Raw genomic sequence first — 18640 nt, forward strand, 5'->3', positions numbered from 1 at the left:
TAATAGCAGTGGACACGCCCATAGAATGGTAGCAGAGCGTACATGCTCGCGAAGTTGGCTTTTGAAGAACATGCACTTTAGCTTTTGCTTGCGAAATCGTTTTGCTTCACTATTCATTTAAGGGGGGAAAGGAATACCCATGACCTACTTTTTGTCTAAAGCAGGACTTGATTTCTTCATTGCGTTCGGAGTCATCATTGGGGGCTCAACACTGGCGGGAATCGGATCGGTGTTTATGCTGCTGCCGCCTGCGGCTACGATGCTCGATACGGCCGCAAGGCTAAAAATATGGGCGATCGTGGCGGCAATCGGCGGTTCGATCGATCCCGTTCGCGTCATCGAAAGAAATATTATGTTAGGTCAAATATCACCAGCGGCTCAGCAGATTTGTTTTATTCTCTCCGCTTTTCTAGGCGCGCATCTAGGTTCTGAGCTGGTCCGGCTCATCTGCAAGGGAGCAGCATAAGCGATGCGCGTGCCGGCGTTTGACCGTTTTGTGAGAGGGCTGCAGTTCGTTGGGGTATTCATACTCGGGATGATTATCGGAGCCATCGTGTATAATTCGCTTTATTTGGCGCAATTTCAGGCGCTGATCATTTTGAAGAGCGAGCTTGAGGAGAAGCTGGAGCAATATGAGCAGGATATACAAGGTTTAAAACAATTCAAAAACCAGCATACCGTCATAAAAAGCGTCCTGCCCCGCATCGAGAAGGAAGCCGGTCAAAATACCGGTAGACCGGATCTCGACCATGTGACGGAAGCCGAGCTAATCAAGCGAATCAAGGAAGATCTCAAGAGCTTTCTCGGCCAAAGCATTTACGAGATTGATTCCGATGCCCAATTCGCCCGCAAGCTCCTTGAAAAAAAAGTCTATATGGATGTATATAACAAAGACTATTCCATTGAGGTGAAGACGATTCTCGTGGTCGATAACGTCCTGCACGTATGGATCAAGGTCCGCTACTATACCAAGCCGCCTTCCTAAGCACGCTGCTCCGTTCCGTGGTACAATAGAGGCTGTCTATTTCCGAACGCAAGCTGAAACAACATCACTTAAAGGAGCTACATATTCATGGATCAATTATTGCAATGGCTGTTCATGCCGGGCATCTTAATTTCACTCGTGTTTTCGGCCATATTCAGCTTTAAATCACGCCGTTCCACCGATGCGAGAACACGGGCCGTCTTCTCAGCCAGAATGAATATTAGCATGGGTGTCATGCTGCTGTTCATCGCTCTCGTTCAGCTGTTTTTGTCAGGCGGCTCCACGCTTCGCATCGTCATCGGCGCCATCTTCTTATTGCTCGGCGTATTCAATTTATTTGCCGGTATGCGCAATCTCAGCCTGTACCGATCACCAAGAAGCTGATTCAGCCATCAATAAGGATCGATCATCTGGGCCGTCAGCATCGCTTTGGCGGCCAATCCCTGTGTGTCCCTAACTTCGATTTCCAGCTTTGTAAACTTCCGGCTCATCTCCAGCGCACGCGGGATGATCGTAATTTCACTATCGATTTGAACGGGTCTAACAAAATATGTCGTCATGCTCTCAAGCAAGTAATCGCGCTTAGCTGTCTCTCTGATCATTCTGCGCGCTGCCTGCGTCATTAAAGTGGCAAGCAGTCCCTCCGACACCATCCCGAGCGCCCCCGACATCTGCGGCGTAATCGTTCCCTTATAGGCGAGACCCAGCTCGTCCTGGCCCAATGTGTTTGCGTTTGCCGTAGCGATGAAGCTTGTCCACATCAAGTCCTCGAAGGTCTCTCCCGATTCCGGCTGCTTGCCGGCAAATCGCATTGCATCAAGCACTTTCTGCCTCGTTACGACACCCAGCAGCTTGCGGTGCCTGTCAACGATAGGCAGCAGATCAATGCCTTCCGCAGCCATCGTATGCGCGGCCGACGTAACTGTAATGTTCGGGGCTGCCGTAATGGGATGCTTGGTCATTACTTTATCGACAGCACTGTCCTCAGGCGCTCCGACCGCATCCTTGGCCGTCATCATGCCAACGACCCTGCTTCTCTCGTCAATAACAGGAAAGCGGGAGTAGCCGGTTTCGCGAGACAGTTTATGAAAGTCTTCTATGGTATGTCCGATTCTAAGCGCGTCTGCAGGCCGGCTGAATGTGACGATATCTTCAATCAGCATGATTTTCCGTTTAATAAGGCGATCGTACATGGCACGGTTGATCATAGAGGCAACCGTAAACGTATCATGACGGGAGGAAATGATAGGAAGAATACGTTCGTCAGCAAGCTTGATCACTTCCGCACTCGGCTCGAAGCCGCCGGTAATAAGTACGCCTGCCCCCTCCTCCAGCGCACACCGGTGCGCGCCGATCCGGTTACCTACGATCAGCAGGCTGCCCTCGTCAATATACCTGAGCATCGCATCCAGCTCCATGGCGCCAATGACGAACTTATGCAGCGTTTTATCAAGTCCAGCCGCGCCTCCGAACAGCCTGCCCTCCACGATCTCGGCAACTTCGCCGAAAGTAAGCTGATCAAGCGCCTCCCGGCGTTTGCGGTCGATCCGTACCGTTCCGATACGCTCCTTCGTACTGACAAGCCCTGAGCTTTCCGCTTCCTTAAATGCTTTATAAGCCGTGCCCTCGCTTACGCCAAGCGCCTTGGCAATAGCGCGCACCGATATTTTTGTTCCAATCTTTAGGCTTTGGATATAATTCAAAATCTGTTCATGCTTCGTGCTGGTTTCGTTACCCGGTCCGATTGGAGCCACTCTTGTATCCTCCGTCCAACTTGCAGTCTTTATTCCCTATTATAAGAGATTGCAAGCGGCAAGTCATGTTCGTGCCGATTCACGCAGCCTTTAGAGCTGCCACTGCAGCAGCACCTGCTTAACCTTTAGCATACTGTCTATTAATTGCCCCTCCACGCCCTTCAGCCTCCATTTCTTGAATAGCTGCTGAATCGTTTGCACATTGATTGCATCCTCCGCGCCGGACGTAATAAAAGCCTGCCAATCGTATGAAATCGGAAGCGGATACCGCAGCGATTGAATAAGGAATTGCTTCATTTCAATCGTTTGTGCTGGAATTTCTTCATATATGCTGGAAAACAAAAATGAGCTTTGCTCACTGTGCGGTCTGGAAATCTTATCTGATTTTAGATCAAGCTCATATTCAACGATTTGGGTATGCGGATTAACCCGACAGCTGAACGAACCGCGGGCCGTTACAGCCTTATCGACACGATGTGATAAACGGTAAGTGAATTGAACAAGGAAAGGAACATTGTTATAATATGCGCGCACTTTTCTGAAAAACTCAAATTCGTCAACCACTTTGCCATTCTCCTCGCGTCCACGTTTTTGCCTTTTTCATCCTACCATTTTTAGTCAAATTGGTAAATCGATCCTTTATAGGTAATCTTGGTAGTAGAATGATACTTTTTTACACAATTATAGTAAAGACACCATCTATTAGTCAATGACTATAATCACTATTTTAAATATGCTCTATAGAGTGTTGTTGATAGACTAGTAAAGTTTTATCGTTAGGCTGAGGTGACATTATGAGTGAGATTGCAGGGCTTGTAGGAGAAAACATTCGTCTGCTGCGCAAAAAAAGAGGGCTAAGCCAAGAGCAGCTCGCTTTTCGCGCCGAAATAAATGCTTCCTATATGGGACAGGTTGAACGCGGAGAAAAAAATCCGACGATAGACGTGCTCAGCAAAATCGCGCTTGCGCTGCAAACGCCGCTTGAGAAGATTGTGAACGTCGTCTCCAGCCCGGACTCATCGGATGAACCAAACGATGAAGGTTATGCCACTAAAATAGTCCATCAATTGAACGGTTTAAGCTTGAAGGAACAGGAAGCCGTTTATAAATTCGTCAAGCAGCTCGTTCATTTCAAGGAAATCCAATAAGCAGGACAAACCATATTCGGTTGTAAAATACAAAATAGGGACAGTCCCTCAGGTCTTTAGACCTATTAAGACTGTCCCTTTTCAATTGGGCTGGTTTTTAGCTCCTGCCTGCTATCCCCGTGCTCTTCTCGAAGCAGCCTTCTGAACCAGCTTCTGCTCCCACAGCAGCGCCTTCGCCCTCTTAATGTGGGCCAGCTCTTTCCGCTTCGCGTCATTCATAACGAGCGCATTGACATGTGCCGTAATGATGATTAACGCAAACAAGATCCAGACTAGTCCAAATACACTCATCAAGCTCCACGGCGCACTCAGCTCCAGACGCGGCAGCGCATATGTAAGCATCGCAAGCGCAATAAGCAAATATAAAATATGACGGCCTTTTCCGGAAAACATGCCATTCAGCTCCTCTGCAGGGTCATAAGCGGCTCACTACCCTTGTCCGCATTACCATTCTATGAAGGAGTGGCAGGGTATATGTCTCCAGTTAGTCAACGATGGACTTCAGCACATCGGACATAATGCGGTTAACGTCCTCAAACACAACCGCAAAACGGCGCTCCGCTTCGAGCAACTTGCCAATCAACGGATTGAGCGTAATGACTTCATAGAGCTTGTTCATCTTCTCCATATCCTCCGCAGACGGCTCTTCGCCAGCCATCATTTTTTGCTGCAGAAAGTTTTGGCGCTCACGAAAATCATCCAGCATTCCCTTCGCTTCAGGATCTGCGTCAGCAGCCTGCTTCGCAGCCTTCATCAGCTTTGCTTCCTCGCTCTCCTTGAGCGCCTTCGCTAATTCATAAGCTTTGTCATAAACATTCATTTGCCTCTCTCCCATTCGTTTGAGCTGATTTGTTTTTCTATACGTACAATCATACCCCTTAATTGAAACAAGAGCCAAGGTCTTATTCTTATTCCGATTCACAATGGGATAGATGTCCTCATATGATGAAGTAATTCGTGTAAAAAACCTAGTTGCTAACCTCTTATCGTCATCCTCCTGCTTGGAAGGAGATTTATGATGCTCAAATCGAAAGTAGTCTTACAGGTGATTGGCACCGGCATGATTCCTGAAGACACGCTCATGCTTGGCGAATCCTATGTAAAGCAGTGGAAAATCCCTCAAGGCCAGCACATCCTCTTAAAATTCGGTTCCTTTCGGCAGCATGTAAAGGTTATTCCTGTCGCAAAGTACGATGGGATGAGGATGAGTCAAAGCTTAGCGAAACAGATGGGCTTAACTAGCGGATCGTCACTTCGCATACAATACAAAGCCGGCAATTCCACACTTGTTCTGGGACCGTTAATCGGTGTGCTGGTCAGCCGCGATTATCCAAATACACCGGATAAGCCCTTCGGACCTATTACCATGTTTTGCAAGGAGCTTGTTGAAGCCAGTTCGGCGCAAGGCGTTTACGTTTATTTCTTCACCCCTAACCAAATCGGCAGCCAGCTTGACACCACCATTGACGGCTGGGTCTTTTCAGACGGGTGGCAGCAGGTTAGAATGCCCATACCTGACGTCGTCAATAACCGTTTAACTTCAAGAAAATTGGAGAACAGGCCCAGCGTACAACATTTTTTGAAAGATGTAAAACAGCAGCACAAGACGAATGTTTTCAACGAAAAGTTTCTCGATAAGGCCGAGGTTTTCGATGCGCTAAAAAAAGATGAATCGTTAGGGCGCTATTTGCCCGAATCGCATTTACTGCTTAACTATACGATGCTGAAATCGATGTGCTCCCGTTATAGCAACGTTTTTCTAAAACCGATCCGCGGCAGTTTAGGGAAAGGGATCATTCGCATCTCGCGTCTCGAAGCGAACCAATTTCAAGCGATGCACACAACCGCAGCCGGTACCCGCAAACAGCAGCATACGAGCTTAGTCAAGCTGTACTCGTCCATTTCCGCGAAGATGAAAACCGTTCGATACCAAATTCAACAGGGACTGCAGCTAATCGAAATCCAAAAACGGCCGGTCGACTTTCGCGCGCTCGTCCAAAAAAATTTGACCGGTAAGTGGACCATTACGTCCATTGTCGCCCGAACAGCCAGTAACGATCATTTTGTATCTAACCTTGCACGCGGAGGCACGTTAAGCACGGCCTTGGAAGCCGTAACGAAATCAAATCTGCAGTCCGGAATAAGCAGACATGAAGCCGTACAACGGCTGCAGCAGGCAGCACTCCATATCGCCCGCGGCGTAGAAGCACAAATTCCGGCTCACTTCGGTGAACTAGGCATTGATTTGGCACTCGATACGAACGGCCGGGTTTGGCTTCTGGAAGTCAATTCAAAGCCATCCAAAAACGACAATACGCCACTCCACGAGAACAAAATCCGTCCATCCGTCCGTATGATGATTCAATATTCCCGATTTTTATCGGGCTTTTAACGGAGGCTCCTATGCAGGCTCGAATGGTCAATCTCGGAATCGTCGTCGCCTCGCTCAACCGTCAAGACTTGGATACCGCAACCGGACCGATATTGCCGGAACCTTCCTTCTACCGTGCGCTCACTATAGCCGGCAAGCCGCTTGGTATTGACGTCTATGTATTTGCGGCGGAAGGCCTTCAGCCGCAATCAGAACAGCTCTTCGGCTATCGCTTTGAACAAAACCGGTGGGTAAGACAGGAAGTTCCGCTGCCTGACGTCATCTATGACCGCTGCTTTTTCACACGAGCTAATCAGCGAATGAACTGTCGCAGCATGCTGGCGGCTATGAAGCTAAGGAAACCGTATTTGATGCTGAACGGAACCCTCCCGGCTAAGCAGGGCGTCTATGAAGCGCTTAAGGATGACATTTTGCTGGCGAAGCATTTACCTGTTACTTTGCCCTTTCAATCTGCAAATCAGGTCAACCTTTTGGCGGATCGGTATTTTAACGGGATCGTCCTTAAGCCATCAGCAGGTATGCAAGGCAGAGGGATCGTGCACGTAAAGCGCTGCCCGCTCGAGCAAACAACGAAGGTGAAGGGCAGAAGCCGTCAAAATCGTCCTTTTTCTATTACATTCAAGGACAATCACGCGGCGGAGCAATGGATCAACCGCTTTATTCACCGATCAGCCTATTTAATCCAGCCCTATCTGGAGCTTAGCGGCGAGGACGGCAAGCCATTTGACGTAAGAGCACTCATGCAAAAGGAGCATACAGGAAAGTGGTCGCTGACCGGAGTCGCGTCTCGTATGGGTCAAGCGGGCTCGCTCACGTCCAACCTGCACGGCGGCGGCGACGCCAGTCCGGCTGCTCAGCTGATTACTGCCAAATTCGGCACACACAGAGCAGAACGTTTGCTAGAGCAGATCCATACAATAAGCAAGCAAACAGTTGAACGGCTTGAATGTAAATTCGGCAGATTTGCCGAGCTTGGTTTAGACTATGGCATCGATTTGGACGGCAAACTTTGGCTAATCGAAGCAAACTCAAAGCCAGGCCGTTCTTCCTTTCGAATCATAGGCGACCAGGAAGCCGAGAGACTGTCAATCGAAAGACCGCTCTTATATGCACGCTTGTTATCTAGGCGCTTGTTCCCGTACTTTGTAGCCAATGAGTCCATCAACGGCCGTCGCCGTTATTCAAGTTTCGACGACGAATTACGGCCTTTCAACGTTCAGGAGGTTCATCGATGAGTTTGACAACTTGTAACGTACATTTCTCACAGCAGTCTAATAAAGTCGTATATTTGTCCAGTCCTCTACTAAAGAAGCTGAAGCTTTCAGGCAAAAAGTCGGTTCGCCTCAAGCTGGGTAACGAAGTGATTAATGCGGAAATCAAGCAGCTGAACCGGCCGGGCAATCACTTGTATTTGTCAGCAGGAATCCGTCAATTGATCAAAGTTCCGAAATCCGGGAACGTATATGTGCTCAACTCCGGCGAGAACGAGGTTCAGCTTGGACCGCTTGTCGGTATACTAAGCGATAACGGCATTCGTTCAGAGAGCAATCCCTTTGGTGGCCGAACCGAGTTTATTAAACAGATTATCCGTACCGGAGAGCATAAAGCTTACCTTTTCGGGTTCACTCCGAATGATATCAACTGGCAGCAGGAAACGATCAACGGCTATTTTCTCGATCCGCAAGGCGGCTGGTATCGCAAAATCGTACCGTTGCCGGACGTCGTTTACAACCGTCTTCCGAACCGCAAGGCGGAAACATCTGCATCCATTAATGCGCTGCGCGAACGTTTCGTACGCCGGAAAATTCCTATTTTCAACTGGAGCTTCTTCAATAAAGCAGACGTCTACAAGCTTCTGGATAATGATCCTGAAGCGCTGGATCATTTGCCCGAATCTGTCTCGGGGCCCTCCATGGAAAAAATAAAGGAGATGCTCGAAACGCATCAGTTTCTTTACTTTAAACCGACTGCAGGCAGCCTTGGAATAGGAATATACAGACTAACCTATCATCCAAAGCGCGGTTATTTCGCACGATACCGCAAGGGCAGCCAAAATGTGCTGCTCCGATTCGGAACCTTCAGCGGCTTGATACGAATGCTTCAAGCGAAACATGGCATCAGCTTAACTCATTATGTTGTCCAACAAGGAATTCGACTTGTAGAAATCGACAACTGTCCGATCGATTTCCGCTTTCATATGCATAAGAACGGCAAAAACGAATGGGTCCCTGCCGGCATCGGCGCGAAGAAGGCAGGCCGCGGCAGCGTTACGACACATGTAAAAAGCGGAGGATCGCTTATGACACCGGAGCAAGCGCTTAAAACAACGTTTGGCGATGAATCGGACGCCGTTCTTGAGAAAGCGAAGCAAACCGCCATTAAGCTTTCTGAAGCAATCGAACGAAATTATCCGCACCGTCTCGGCGAGCTTGGACTTGATCTCGGCATCGATAAAGATGGAGAAATATGGATGTTCGAGGCAAACGCCAAGCCAGGCCGATCGATCTTCAAGCATCCTGCGCTCCGCTCGGAGGGCCGGGCGTCGGTATCATATATTTTTGAGCATTGCATGTACCTTAGCAATTTCCAAGGTCAGGGAGGTAATGGCTAATGGACAGCATGCTTCCAGATGAATCGGATTTGAGAAGGATGCGCTCTGGCAGAACGGTACTGGCTATTTTGACAATCGAGGATGATATTCAGCTCTTCCGGGGCAATCGCAGCAACTTCGCCGATTTGATTCGAACCGGTCAATCCATGGGGTTTATCGTCTACGTCCTGACGGTCAAAAACCTGCTGTTAACAAGAAGCATCTTAAAAGGGTTCGTTTACGATGCGGAGAACGACAGCTGGCTTCCGCGGCTTCTGCCGTTCCCCGACATCATCTATAACCGCATTCCGCATAGGGAAGATGAGGATATGCCTTTCGTCAAGCAGAAGATCGAAGCCTGTCATAATCATCCGCATGTTAAGCTGTTTAATCCCTTCTTCTTCAATAAATGGGATCTCTTCGAATGGCTGCGTCTATCTAAGTCGACCAAACCTTACATTCCGACAACCCGCAGGCTGGTATCGGTAACGGGCCTTGGCCGAATGATGCGCAAGCATTCTTACCTTTATTTAAAGCCGGAAAGCGGAAAAGCGGGCAAAGGCATCATGACCATTAACGTTGAAGCCGAGACGCAGCAGCCCTATCAGTTAACCGTACAAGAAAATAAAAAAAGCGCCACCTATCATTGTTCGTCCATCAATAAGCTTTGGAGCCGCATTCAAAAGCAAAGTGGAGGTGAGGCTTATATTGCCCAGCAGGGCATTAATCTGGCCTCCTTCAACGAACGAAGTTTCGATCTTCGCGCACTCGTCCAAAAAAACCAGCGCGGGCAATGGGACATTACCGGCATCGGCGCACGAATTGCCGGTGCTTCGAGCATTACAACCCATGTTCCAAGGGGCGGCATGATCGAGGATCCGGAGAAGCTGCTCGTTAATTCATTCAATCAGGAGCAGGCGCGTAAGCTGTTAATAAAAGCAAAAAACACGGCTGTGCTCATTGCCAAACAAATAGAGCGAGGCTCTGGGCAGCTTCTTGGCGAAATGTCCATGGATCTGGGTATAGACAGCTTAGGAAATATGTGGTTTTTTGAGGCGAATTCAAAGCCTATGAAATTCGACGAGCCCCATATTCGCAAAAAATCTTTGGAACGTATTTTTCAATATGGTGCTTATTTAGCTAAAATAAAAGCGGAAAAAGCAGGAGGCGCGTAAACGTGGAGCTAGAGCTGCTTACACCAGAGACATGGATATCGGAACAAAAACGACTTATCGGCTTTGCCATCCGTTACGGGGATAAGCGGCTTGCAGTTTCTACCATTCATGTGCTTCGCAAGCTGGATCCCTCTTTACTTAAAGAAGGCCATAACACGCCAATAGGTGCAGTTGTTGTTATAGCTAAGCATAGCAGCCGTATCGTCGGCTTCGGCTTTGCCCAAGATGGCGATGAGGGAGCCTGTATGTTCGTCGTTCATCCTGAAGCAAGAAACCTCGGCATTGGCGGCAAGATTTTACAGACGATGATCGAACGCCTGGGCAAGCTGTGCTGTAACGTAGCTGCAGACAACACGGCCAGCATGGCGCTATGCTTCCGGCTTGGCATGACTGCCGTTTCCATGCACAGAGGTCCGACAGGCAAACCAACGCTCCGTTTTGAAAAAGACAACAAGCAAGTCAAAGTCCGGCCTAGTCTTCCTGACTGTGTACCTCAATGAGGCCGGCTTGCAGTTTGAAGTGAGAATGCGAGGATCAGAATACGCGGATGATTTAAACCGTAATCAGCTGCGAAGCTTGCACCTGCTGGGAAGCAGCGCTAACGCGCCGCCTAACCTTACAGGTGTTTTTTGTCTCGTTCTTCATTGCTTATTTATTGCTCCAGCAGGCGCGTAAGCTCGCGGAAATCGGTGATCAGCACATCAGCTCCATCAAGCTCTGCGGCACGTCCGTATGTCGCATAAGCGCAGCCGATCGTTTGAAGGCCGTTGCACTTGCCCGCTTCCACATCCGATGAACGGTCACCGACCATCCAGGCAGACTGAACGCCGTGATCCTCCAGCAGCCGCGCTACTAAATCAACCTTGCTTAACGTCGCATATTCTCCCGCGCTATACAAACCATCGAACAGCCCGTCAATCCCTCTGTAACGAGCAACGCCCTTCACGTAGTCCTCCAGTCCGTTGCTAGCTACGAACAGCTTCACTCCGCGCTCCTTCAGCTCGCGCAGCGTTTGCCCGACATAAGGGTAAAGCTCCCCTTCTCCCCTGGCTAATCCCTCCAGCTCGTATTGGAGCAGCAATTCATCGGCACGCTTCCGCGCAGCCTCCGTGCTGCCCGGCATCACTTGGCGCCAAATGTCCTCCAGCACCATCCCTAAGCAGCTGAGCAAACGCTCCACTGGCGGCGTTTCATGCTCGTAAAGCCCTTCCTCCCGAAGCGTCTCGAATACGCGGTGATGAACCGGCACCAGCAGCGTATCCGTTTCAAACAGCGTTCCATCCATATCAAATATTACAGCCTCCGGCTTACTAAGCTTGCGCTCGTCCATGATTAAATCCCCCCTCAAAGTCTGTACTAATCATACTGGAATACGGGAAAACACCGCAAGCTGGAAGACAGGTTTTCTGCGGATAGACCATTCTCCCTGAACAATCGCATATGGACGATCATCCCTTCGGCGATGGATTCAGCTTGGGCCTTCGGTACGGAGCAAATGCTGCGGTCAAACCAGCAGCAGCCTGCGTATGCTGATAGCAACGAAAAGGAGTTGATTACAGTATGGAAAATGATCATTTAGTCATTTCGTTACTTGGCAGCGGCGGAGGGGTAGGCAAAGCCGTGCTCGCACTCCTTGAGCAGGTGCTGCAAGATGCCCAGGCTCCGCTGCACAAATCTATAACGGGTTGTACCATTCATTGTATTGACGCAAAGCCGCTCCCGCAAGATACCTTCACACCGTATTGTCCGCAGCTGGCCAGTCATCTTGTGCTTCATCAATTCGATTTGCAGGATACGGCCAGGTTTAAGCACCATTTGGCAAATACGGCTACCGCTCTCGTCATCGATGCTTCCTGGGCGGATACGTTAACCATGCTTGATTGCTGCAATGAGCTTGCAGTCGCTTACGTGAATACTGCACTGGAAAGCGAGGAGGTAGACCAGCTTAGTGAGCTGGAGGGGTTTACGCTAATCGAACGATATTCAAGATTCATAGCAGGCAGAAGCAGCTACACCAACCTGAAAGCCATCGTAGGGTCAGGCATGAACCCCGGGGTCGTACAGTGGTTTGCGCTCTCCCTTATGCAAGAGCAGCCGGATAAGCTTCCGCTCGCTTGCTACATTGTAGAAACGGATAGCAGCTTTTATGCCGATCGGACACTTTTGCAGCCGAAAACGCTATACAGCACCTGGTCACCCGAATGTTATTTGGATGAAGCGGTTTTAAATTATCCGATGTACGTCAGTCACCATCAGGCTTTATTTCTGTATGAAGCTGTATATGCGCAGACATTTATTATCCGGCTCGGGGAACTCAGCTTCGAGGGCTGCCTTATGCCGCATGAGGAAGTGCTCTCCCTAGGCGAACGCTTTCCATTTGAGACCGGCTTCATTTATAAGGTCAATGAGGTGACGACTGCAATTTTGCAAAGCCACTTAGCTAATTCGGATGAGCTATGGGATTGGAATCATAAGCTTCTAGATCCCCGCGACGCGGAGCTTGAAGGCTCCGATCTGGTTGGCGTTCTTCTTGTGTACGACGATCACGAGCGCTATTTATACAATGTGATGGAAAATAAACAGATTTACGCGGCATATGGAACGAACGCTACTTATTTTCAAGTTGCATGCGGCCTTTACGGCGGTATTTGCTCCTTGTTGCTGGGCGAGGTGCCAAAAGGCGTACATTGGATAGACGAGCTTTCGGATACGGGGATTAAAGCCTATGGGGATTATATAGCCTACTTTATGAAACCCCTCGTCCGGGGAACGAATGCCAGCTCCGACGGCTTGCTGCTGCAGCGATTGCGTAAATAGAGAGGGCCATGCATGGCTTGCTGGAGCAAGCCATTTCACCCAGGCCATTTATTTTCGACTAAACAATGAAGCAGGCAGCATCGCTATTCTCCCGAGCGTATAAGGCCCAAGATAGGCCCCGCTTGCCAAAAAGACTGGATTTTCAAATATCCGATGCACCTCTGTCATAAATACGGTGTTATTGGCCAGTGTTCCTAAAACCGCATCTGCTGCTATTACAAAAAACAAAAAAGCTGCGGCGGCCGCAATACCGTCAAAAATACGGCTGGCCATAACGCTCATTCTGCTAATCAATCCGATTAGGGCTGCTCCGAATGCGAGCGCTGCGCCAATCATAATTATCATGCACATTCACCTCTAGTGACAGGTTCGGTTATTTTATTAATGCTTAAACCTCTGTCAATTACGGCCGACGATGCTGCATATTGAAAATTAGAAGCGGATATGTCACACTGTGTGTTGGGTATGAGGACGAATTGCCCCCTGCAGGAAAGGACGTGACGGTTCACGTATGACAAAATGGCTGCTTCGCTCCATGACAGAATTAAGCTCGCGCAAATGGATATCCAGCATAACCGGAAAAATCGCGCAATCGGCTGCCAGCCGCCCGTTTATTTCCCGTTTCGCTGCGGCATACAACATAAAAATAGCGGAGGCCGAGAAGCCTCTGTCCGAATATAAAACTTTAAACGAGTTTTTCACCCGGCGATTAAAGCCCGGGCTTCGGGAGATACACGCAGGCGAAGACGCACTCGTCAGCCCCGTTGACGCCCTCATTACCGGAGCCGGACCGATAAGCAGCGGCTCCATTGTCAATGTGAAGGGACAGGACTACACAATCGACGAACTCCTTAACCGTTCTCCGAGAACGGCTAATTATATGCACGGCTATTATATTGTCCTATATTTAAGTCCGACCGATTACCATCGCATCCACACGCCTGTCAGCGGGCGCATCGTGGAACGCGAGCATGTTGCAGGCAGGGTTTATCCGGTAAACGACTTCGGCCTGCGCCATATGCGCAGAGTGCTGAGCCGCAACGAGCGCCTAATTACCTATATGAAGCATCATGCAGGAGAAACGGCGGTTATCAAGGTTGGCGCAATGAATGTGAGCAGCATCCGATACGTGCAGCCGCTTAAGGACGAATTGTCAAAAGGCGAGGAACTTGCCTATTTCGAGTTCGGCTCCACGGTCGTGCTGCTGCTGGAGGATGGCACTTTCACCCCCCGCGATAACGGCTTGCTTGGCATGAATGTACGAATGGGCGACCGTCTTGGATCACTTCATAGCCGCTAAACCGAGCGGACACAAGCTCCTCGCAAAATAACCCGAATCCCTCAGCAATGAAGGATTTCGGGTTATTTTGCGAGGACGCCTATCTTATCTCCGACGGGCTGCGGCCCGTATATTGCTTGAATTGCCGGCTGAAGAAAAAAATATCGCGGTATCCCAGCGCATCCGCTACCTCCGTTACGTTCATGCCCGCATGCATGAGCAAATGCTGCGCCCGCTCAATTCTCGTTCGAATCATGTAGGTCTGTACCGACATCCCGATCAGATCCTTGAATTTCATCGAGAAATAACGGGGCGACAGCTGCGCCCTCATCGCCAAATCCTCTACACGATGTGCGATGCTCGGGTTTTGCCGAACAAAGTTAGCCACCTCGTGGATGGCCTCCGTCAGCTGATTGCTGGCTTTCTTCTCAACCGGCAGCTGCTTGTCCTCCCTTAGCAAATGAATCATCAGCTGCTTAAGCACGAGCTGCGCTTCCTCCTCCGCCGCATAGGTCTGCACAAGAAACAGCCTTACGTAGCGCGAAAGCATATATTCGAAGTCGACGGTGTCATTTAATTGCCTATACCGGTTCGGCACTGTAACCAATGCTTCGTTTACCGCAAAATGAATGTAGGATAATACGAGCGGCCGCTGCGGGTGATGAGTGGCGCTTGTGTAATCGCCTGGACGAAACAGAAAGCAGCTCCCCGGTCCGACCTCATAAGGAGTACCGTTGACTTCAACTTCCCCTTCGCCGCTCCATACATAGAATAAATCAAAATTGGCCATCGGCTTCTCGCGTCTCGCCCATCTCCAACCCGGCTCGCATACGATTTTGGCAAACGCGGGTAACAGGATGAACGAATCAGGCGAAATGTGCAGCATAGGGCAACCTCCTGTGTAAATCTATGCCGTCATCATACAACAGCGGCAAACTTTTGTGCAAGCCGCCCTAAGTTACGAAAAAATTTGCTTTGAGAATGGTTTGCAGCTTAAAAAAAATGTTATAATAGCACCCGACAAGCGAAAACGGCTAACGCCTGATAATACAAATTTCAAATGAATGATTTCGGAAGGATGGAATAAAGTCCATGAACCCACTTGCTCAGCAGTTAAACGAGACGTTGAAATCGGAGAGTCCGAACGTCTATGCGATGTTGTCAACCCTAGGCAAAGCGATTTATTTCCCGAAGGAGGGCATACTTAGTCAGTCCGCCGAAGCGAAAACGAAAGCAACTAAATTTAACGCTACTATCGGTATTGCAACAGAAGGCGGACAGCCGATGCATCTCAAGGTCATCCAAGAGACGCTCTCTGCTTACAATCCTAAAGATATATATGAATACGCGCCTCCTGCCGGTAAGCCGGAGCTTCGCGCAGCTTGGCGCACGAAGATGATCAAAGATAACCCTTCCCTTGAGTCAAAGGGCTTCGGCAATCCGGTCGTTACGAATGCATTGACGCACGGCCTAAGCATTGTAGCCGACTTGTTCGCGGATGCAGGCGATGCTGTTATCATTCCAAATAAGAACTGGGAAAACTACGAGCTTACGTTTGGTATCCGCCGGGGTGCTGTAATGGTAGAATACCCGCTCTACAATGATCAAACCCGCTTTAACAGCGCCGGTTTGCGCGAAGCTCTGCTTGCACAGAAGGATAAAGGAAAAGCGATTGTCGTTCTTAACTTCCCGAACAATCCGACAGGCTACACGCCGGGACCCCAGGAGGGCGACGAAATTATCGCTGCGATTCGCGATGCGGCGGAAGAAGGAATCAATGTTGTAGTTGTAACCGACGACGCTTATTTCGGTTTGTTTTTCGAAGATTCCATACATGAGTCCTTGTTCTCTAAGCTTGCCGACCTGCACCCGCGCGTTCTTGCAATAAAGGTAGACGGCGCAACGAAGGAAGAATACGTATGGGGCTTCCGCGTAGGCTTCATCACTTATGCTTCAAACTCATCGGCCGTATTAAATGTGCTTGAGCAAAAAACGCTCGGTATTATTCGCGCTACCATTTCCAGCGGTCCGCATCCTTCGCAAACATTCGTATTGCGCGCGTTGACATCGCCAGAATTCGAAGGCCAAAAAGCGGAGAAATACGATATTATGAAGCGTCGCGCAAATCGCGTCAAATCATTGCTCGACAGCGGCCGATACGGCGATGTATGGGGTTATTACCCATTCAACTCCGGCTACTTTATGTGTCTGAAGCTGAGCAATGTAACGGCTGAGGCGGTACGCTCTCATTTGCTGAACCAATACGGCATCGGTACGATCGCTTTAGGAGAAACCGACCTTCGCGTCGCCTTCTCCTGCATCGAGGAAGAAAACCTCGAAGAGCTGTTCGATACGATCTTCAAAACCGTGAATGAATTGATCGCCCAAAAAGCATAAAGCATCAATAACCCCCTAAGAGAAGCTTGTCTTTAAGACAAATGCTCCTCCTAGGGGGTTATTTTTATTTTCAATCCTCATCCTCATCCATGATGAGCTTCTTGCGAAGACGTGCCGGCCGAATGGCGATGTACACGAGTGCCAAAGCTGCCGCTGCAAGCTCAGGAAGAAACACGCCCGAAAAGGCTAGCGGCAAAGCAGCAAATAACCATAGCAGCGCCGTACACAACACCATAGCCACCCGGTCTACCTTTATATATTGCCAGGCTCGCTGCTTTTCAGGCATCGGATATACATGCTTCCATACCGAATGGCGATGGATATGCCGCAGACCGCCTAATTGGACTGCTATTAGTCCCATGAATATGCCAAATACGAGAATACAGCCATAACCGGACAGCGATATATCATCTGCAAACCAATAAATGATCAGGCAGCCGAGCAAGAGCAGCCGAATAATAATGCCGCCCATCTCCGTCCTTAGCAGCGATGCCGTATACAGATACACGAACGTATTGCGATTCGTATAGGGGACCACGCGAAGCACCCACGTCAAATAAGGTCTTTTGGCAATGCTGGATGGAAGGGACGGCACGTCGATGAATAGTCCAAAAAAAACATAATAGCGCTTGCGCGTTTTTGCTTCCTCGTCAATCAGCCTCTCCCAAGGAAAGCGGTGCCTGGCAGGAAGCCGGTAAAGCAAACCATATAAAACGCCAATGAGTAATGTAAATGCCGCCGCCTGCCAAACCGGACAATTAAGCCAAACCGCAAGCGATAGTGCTGTAGCTGTCCAGCGCAGCAGCCGCATAAGCCGTCTCATGCCTGGCCATGTCATCTGCCGCTCTTTCCACGCTCCCCATACATTGCCTGCCTTCAGAGCTGCTGCGGCGACAGCCAGCGCCCAGCCTCCGCCAATAGCCGGACCTTGATTATAGATCGGCAGATAAAGAAGCAGCACAATTGCGGCTAGAAAAGAACAAGCAATCGACGTATAACGAAACGAGAGACGCAAATAGCCGGTCATCTCCGCTTCGCGCGGCATTAAAAATACGGTATCTCCTGCGGCAAGCCAGGTTCGGAGCGGACTCCAGCTCAGTACAAGCGTCAATGCGATAACGCCGACCGTTGCAAAGGGAAAGCTGGCAGGCATATGACGAATCAAGCTTATATAGTAAATAGCGGAAGAGATAATGATCAAGGACATAAAAGCCGGAAAGCCGCTTTGCCCCATGTAGCGAAAATAAGGCATCGCTTCCTCGCGGAAAGCCTTAGCCCGCAAATGCCACATCGTTTCAAGCTTATAATCGCGGCTCATTAGACTTGGCCTCCAGTGACTAGCTTATAGAAGGCATCCTCCAAGGAACCGCCGCGCATGTCCATTCCGGCTGCTTGCCTGACATCCTCAAGCGTGCCTACAGCGACAACTTTTCCATGATGCATGACGATAAACCGGTCACAATAGGTTTCGACCGTGGACAAAATATGAGAGCTCATAAGAATGGCCGCCCCCTTGCGCTTCACCTCGACCAGCCGCTCGAGCAAGGAGCGAATGCCGAGCGGGTCAAGCCCCAGAAACGGCTCATCGATTATGTACAGCGGCGGCTCTGCAAGCAGCGCATTCATAATCATAACCTTCTGCTTCATTCCTTTGGATAAGTGCGAGGCAAAAGCCTTTCGCTTCGGCATCATCTGAAACTGCTTCAGCAGCTCGTCTTCCCTTGCCTCATACTGGTTGACTTGTACGCTGTAAGCCATCCCGGTTAAACGCAGATGCTCCTCCACCGTTAACTCATCGAACAGCACCGGCGTCTCCGGTACATATGCAAACGCGCTGCGGTAACGCACGGTTTCTTCCTCCAGCGTAACGCCGTCGACCTTTACTTCCCCTGCCTGCGGCTTCATTAAGCCTAATATATGCTTGATTGTCGTACTTTTACCCGCGCCATTCAAACCGATAAGGCCTACCATTTCGCCGGGCCTCACTTCAAAGGAGATATTATGCAGAACGGGTCTTCTCGGGCTATAGCCTCCTGTTAATTCATTCACCTGCAGTATGGGCTCCATCCTATCACCTTCAACATCCAATTTAGTTCTAGCTAA

The 18640-nt window shown here is 49.6% G+C and carries 21 protein-coding genes; 12 read left to right on the plus strand and 9 right to left on the minus strand.

Annotation, left to right across the window (positions count from 1 at the left end; all coding sequences use genetic code 11):
- Positions 1 to 139 precede the first annotated feature (139 nt).
- The 3 genes from ASG81_RS03400 to ASG81_RS03410 all read left to right on the plus strand — a co-directional run bounded on the left by ASG81_RS03400 (position 140) and on the right by ASG81_RS03410 (position 1369).
- Positions 140 to 466 carry a YtrH family sporulation protein gene (locus ASG81_RS03400; RefSeq protein WP_056629218.1) on the plus strand — a complete coding sequence of 109 codons (327 nt, stop codon included), beginning with the start codon at positions 140 to 142 and terminating at the stop codon, positions 464 to 466.
- A gap of 3 nt (positions 467 to 469) precedes the next feature.
- Entirely contained in the window at positions 470 to 985 is a 516-nt protein-coding gene (locus ASG81_RS03405) for a hypothetical protein (RefSeq protein ID WP_056629220.1), read from the plus strand.
- A gap of 87 nt (positions 986 to 1072) precedes the next feature.
- Complete coding sequence (locus ASG81_RS03410) at positions 1073 to 1369, plus strand: YtpI family protein (RefSeq protein ID WP_056629222.1); 297 nt, start codon at positions 1073 to 1075, stop codon at positions 1367 to 1369.
- An 8-nt stretch (positions 1370 to 1377) separates the two neighbouring features.
- Here the strand turns inward: ASG81_RS03410 and ASG81_RS03415 are convergent, their stop codons facing one another.
- Positions 1378 to 2739, minus strand: a complete 1362-nt coding sequence (locus ASG81_RS03415) for a DRTGG domain-containing protein (protein WP_081417098.1) — start codon at positions 2737 to 2739, stop codon at positions 1378 to 1380.
- A gap of 90 nt (positions 2740 to 2829) precedes the next feature.
- Positions 2830 to 3303, minus strand: a complete 474-nt coding sequence (locus ASG81_RS03420; protein WP_056629224.1) for a hypothetical protein — start codon at positions 3301 to 3303, stop codon at positions 2830 to 2832.
- Between the two features lie 230 nt (positions 3304 to 3533).
- Between ASG81_RS03420 and ASG81_RS03425 the strand changes: the two genes are divergently transcribed.
- On the plus strand, positions 3534 to 3887 hold the full coding sequence (locus tag ASG81_RS03425; RefSeq protein ID WP_056629226.1) for a helix-turn-helix domain-containing protein: 354 nt from the start codon (positions 3534 to 3536) through the stop codon (positions 3885 to 3887).
- Between the two features lie 111 nt (positions 3888 to 3998).
- On the opposite strand, the gene ASG81_RS03430 is transcribed toward ASG81_RS03425, so the two are convergent.
- Positions 3999 to 4280 carry a hypothetical protein gene (locus tag ASG81_RS03430; protein ID WP_056629228.1) on the minus strand — a complete coding sequence of 94 codons (282 nt, stop codon included), beginning with the start codon at positions 4278 to 4280 and terminating at the stop codon, positions 3999 to 4001.
- Positions 4281 to 4371: 91 nt separating this feature from the next.
- Positions 4372 to 4707, minus strand: coding sequence for a YlbF family regulator (locus ASG81_RS03435; protein ID WP_056629230.1), 336 nt, complete (start codon positions 4705 to 4707; stop codon positions 4372 to 4374).
- 198 nt (positions 4708 to 4905) lie between these two features.
- Between ASG81_RS03435 and ASG81_RS03440 the strand changes: the two genes are divergently transcribed.
- Genes ASG81_RS03440 through ASG81_RS03460 form a run of 5 tightly spaced genes read left to right on the plus strand, consistent with a single transcriptional unit; the run spans position 4906 to position 10544 of the window.
- The gene (locus ASG81_RS03440) at positions 4906 to 6279 is read left to right on the plus strand and encodes a YheC/YheD family endospore coat-associated protein (protein WP_056629231.1); all 1374 of its coding nucleotides are present in this window, start codon (positions 4906 to 4908) and stop codon (positions 6277 to 6279) included.
- A gap of 11 nt (positions 6280 to 6290) precedes the next feature.
- A complete protein-coding gene (locus tag ASG81_RS03445; RefSeq protein WP_056629234.1) occupies positions 6291 to 7514 on the plus strand; it encodes a YheC/YheD family endospore coat-associated protein in 1224 nt (407 codons plus the stop codon).
- Positions 7511 to 8890 (plus strand): YheC/YheD family endospore coat-associated protein, encoded by a 1380-nt coding sequence (locus ASG81_RS03450; protein WP_056629236.1) that lies wholly within the window; start codon positions 7511 to 7513, stop codon positions 8888 to 8890. Before ASG81_RS03445 ends, ASG81_RS03450 begins: the two co-directional genes overlap by 4 nt.
- Entirely contained in the window at positions 8890 to 10044 is a 1155-nt protein-coding gene (locus ASG81_RS03455) for a YheC/YheD family endospore coat-associated protein (protein WP_056629238.1), read from the plus strand. The genes ASG81_RS03450 and ASG81_RS03455 overlap by 1 nt, the downstream gene beginning before the upstream one ends.
- Before the next feature lie 2 nt (positions 10045 to 10046).
- Positions 10047 to 10544, plus strand: a complete 498-nt coding sequence (locus ASG81_RS03460; protein WP_056629240.1) for a GNAT family N-acetyltransferase — start codon at positions 10047 to 10049, stop codon at positions 10542 to 10544.
- A 152-nt stretch (positions 10545 to 10696) separates the two neighbouring features.
- On the opposite strand, the gene ASG81_RS03465 is transcribed toward ASG81_RS03460, so the two are convergent.
- A complete protein-coding gene (locus ASG81_RS03465) occupies positions 10697 to 11374 on the minus strand; it encodes an HAD family hydrolase (RefSeq protein ID WP_056629242.1) in 678 nt (225 codons plus the stop codon).
- A 230-nt stretch (positions 11375 to 11604) separates the two neighbouring features.
- On the opposite strand from ASG81_RS03465, the gene ASG81_RS03470 reads away from it, so the two are divergent.
- Positions 11605 to 12861 (plus strand): S-adenosylmethionine decarboxylase related protein, encoded by a 1257-nt coding sequence (locus ASG81_RS03470; RefSeq protein ID WP_056629244.1) that lies wholly within the window; start codon positions 11605 to 11607, stop codon positions 12859 to 12861.
- 48 nt (positions 12862 to 12909) lie between these two features.
- Here the strand turns inward: ASG81_RS03470 and ASG81_RS03475 are convergent, their stop codons facing one another.
- Positions 12910 to 13206, minus strand: coding sequence for a hypothetical protein (locus tag ASG81_RS03475; RefSeq protein ID WP_056629246.1), 297 nt, complete (start codon positions 13204 to 13206; stop codon positions 12910 to 12912).
- 166 nt (positions 13207 to 13372) lie between these two features.
- Between ASG81_RS03475 and asd the strand changes: the two genes are divergently transcribed.
- Positions 13373 to 14161, plus strand: coding sequence for an archaetidylserine decarboxylase (asd, locus tag ASG81_RS03480; protein ID WP_056629248.1), 789 nt, complete (start codon positions 13373 to 13375; stop codon positions 14159 to 14161).
- Positions 14162 to 14240: 79 nt separating this feature from the next.
- Here the strand turns inward: asd and ASG81_RS03485 are convergent, their stop codons facing one another.
- Positions 14241 to 15026, minus strand: coding sequence for a helix-turn-helix domain-containing protein (locus ASG81_RS03485; protein ID WP_056629250.1), 786 nt, complete (start codon positions 15024 to 15026; stop codon positions 14241 to 14243).
- A 206-nt stretch (positions 15027 to 15232) separates the two neighbouring features.
- Here ASG81_RS03485 and ASG81_RS03490 point away from each other — a divergent pair, with 206 nt between their 5' ends.
- The gene (locus tag ASG81_RS03490; RefSeq protein WP_056629252.1) at positions 15233 to 16537 is read left to right on the plus strand and encodes an aminotransferase class I/II-fold pyridoxal phosphate-dependent enzyme; all 1305 of its coding nucleotides are present in this window, start codon (positions 15233 to 15235) and stop codon (positions 16535 to 16537) included.
- Between the two features lie 70 nt (positions 16538 to 16607).
- Here ASG81_RS03490 and ASG81_RS03495 read toward each other — a convergent pair whose 3' ends face one another.
- Together ASG81_RS03495 and ASG81_RS03500 are read right to left on the minus strand one after the other, a co-directional pair.
- Entirely contained in the window at positions 16608 to 17855 is a 1248-nt protein-coding gene (locus tag ASG81_RS03495) for an ABC transporter permease (RefSeq protein ID WP_056629255.1), read from the minus strand.
- Complete coding sequence (locus ASG81_RS03500; RefSeq protein ID WP_056629261.1) at positions 17855 to 18604, minus strand: ABC transporter ATP-binding protein; 750 nt, start codon at positions 18602 to 18604, stop codon at positions 17855 to 17857. The genes ASG81_RS03495 and ASG81_RS03500 overlap by 1 nt, the downstream gene beginning before the upstream one ends.
- Positions 18605 to 18640 lie beyond the last annotated feature (36 nt).

Source organism: Paenibacillus sp. Soil522 (genome assembly GCF_001428245.1).
Lineage (GTDB): Bacteria > Bacillota > Bacilli > Paenibacillales > Paenibacillaceae > Pristimantibacillus.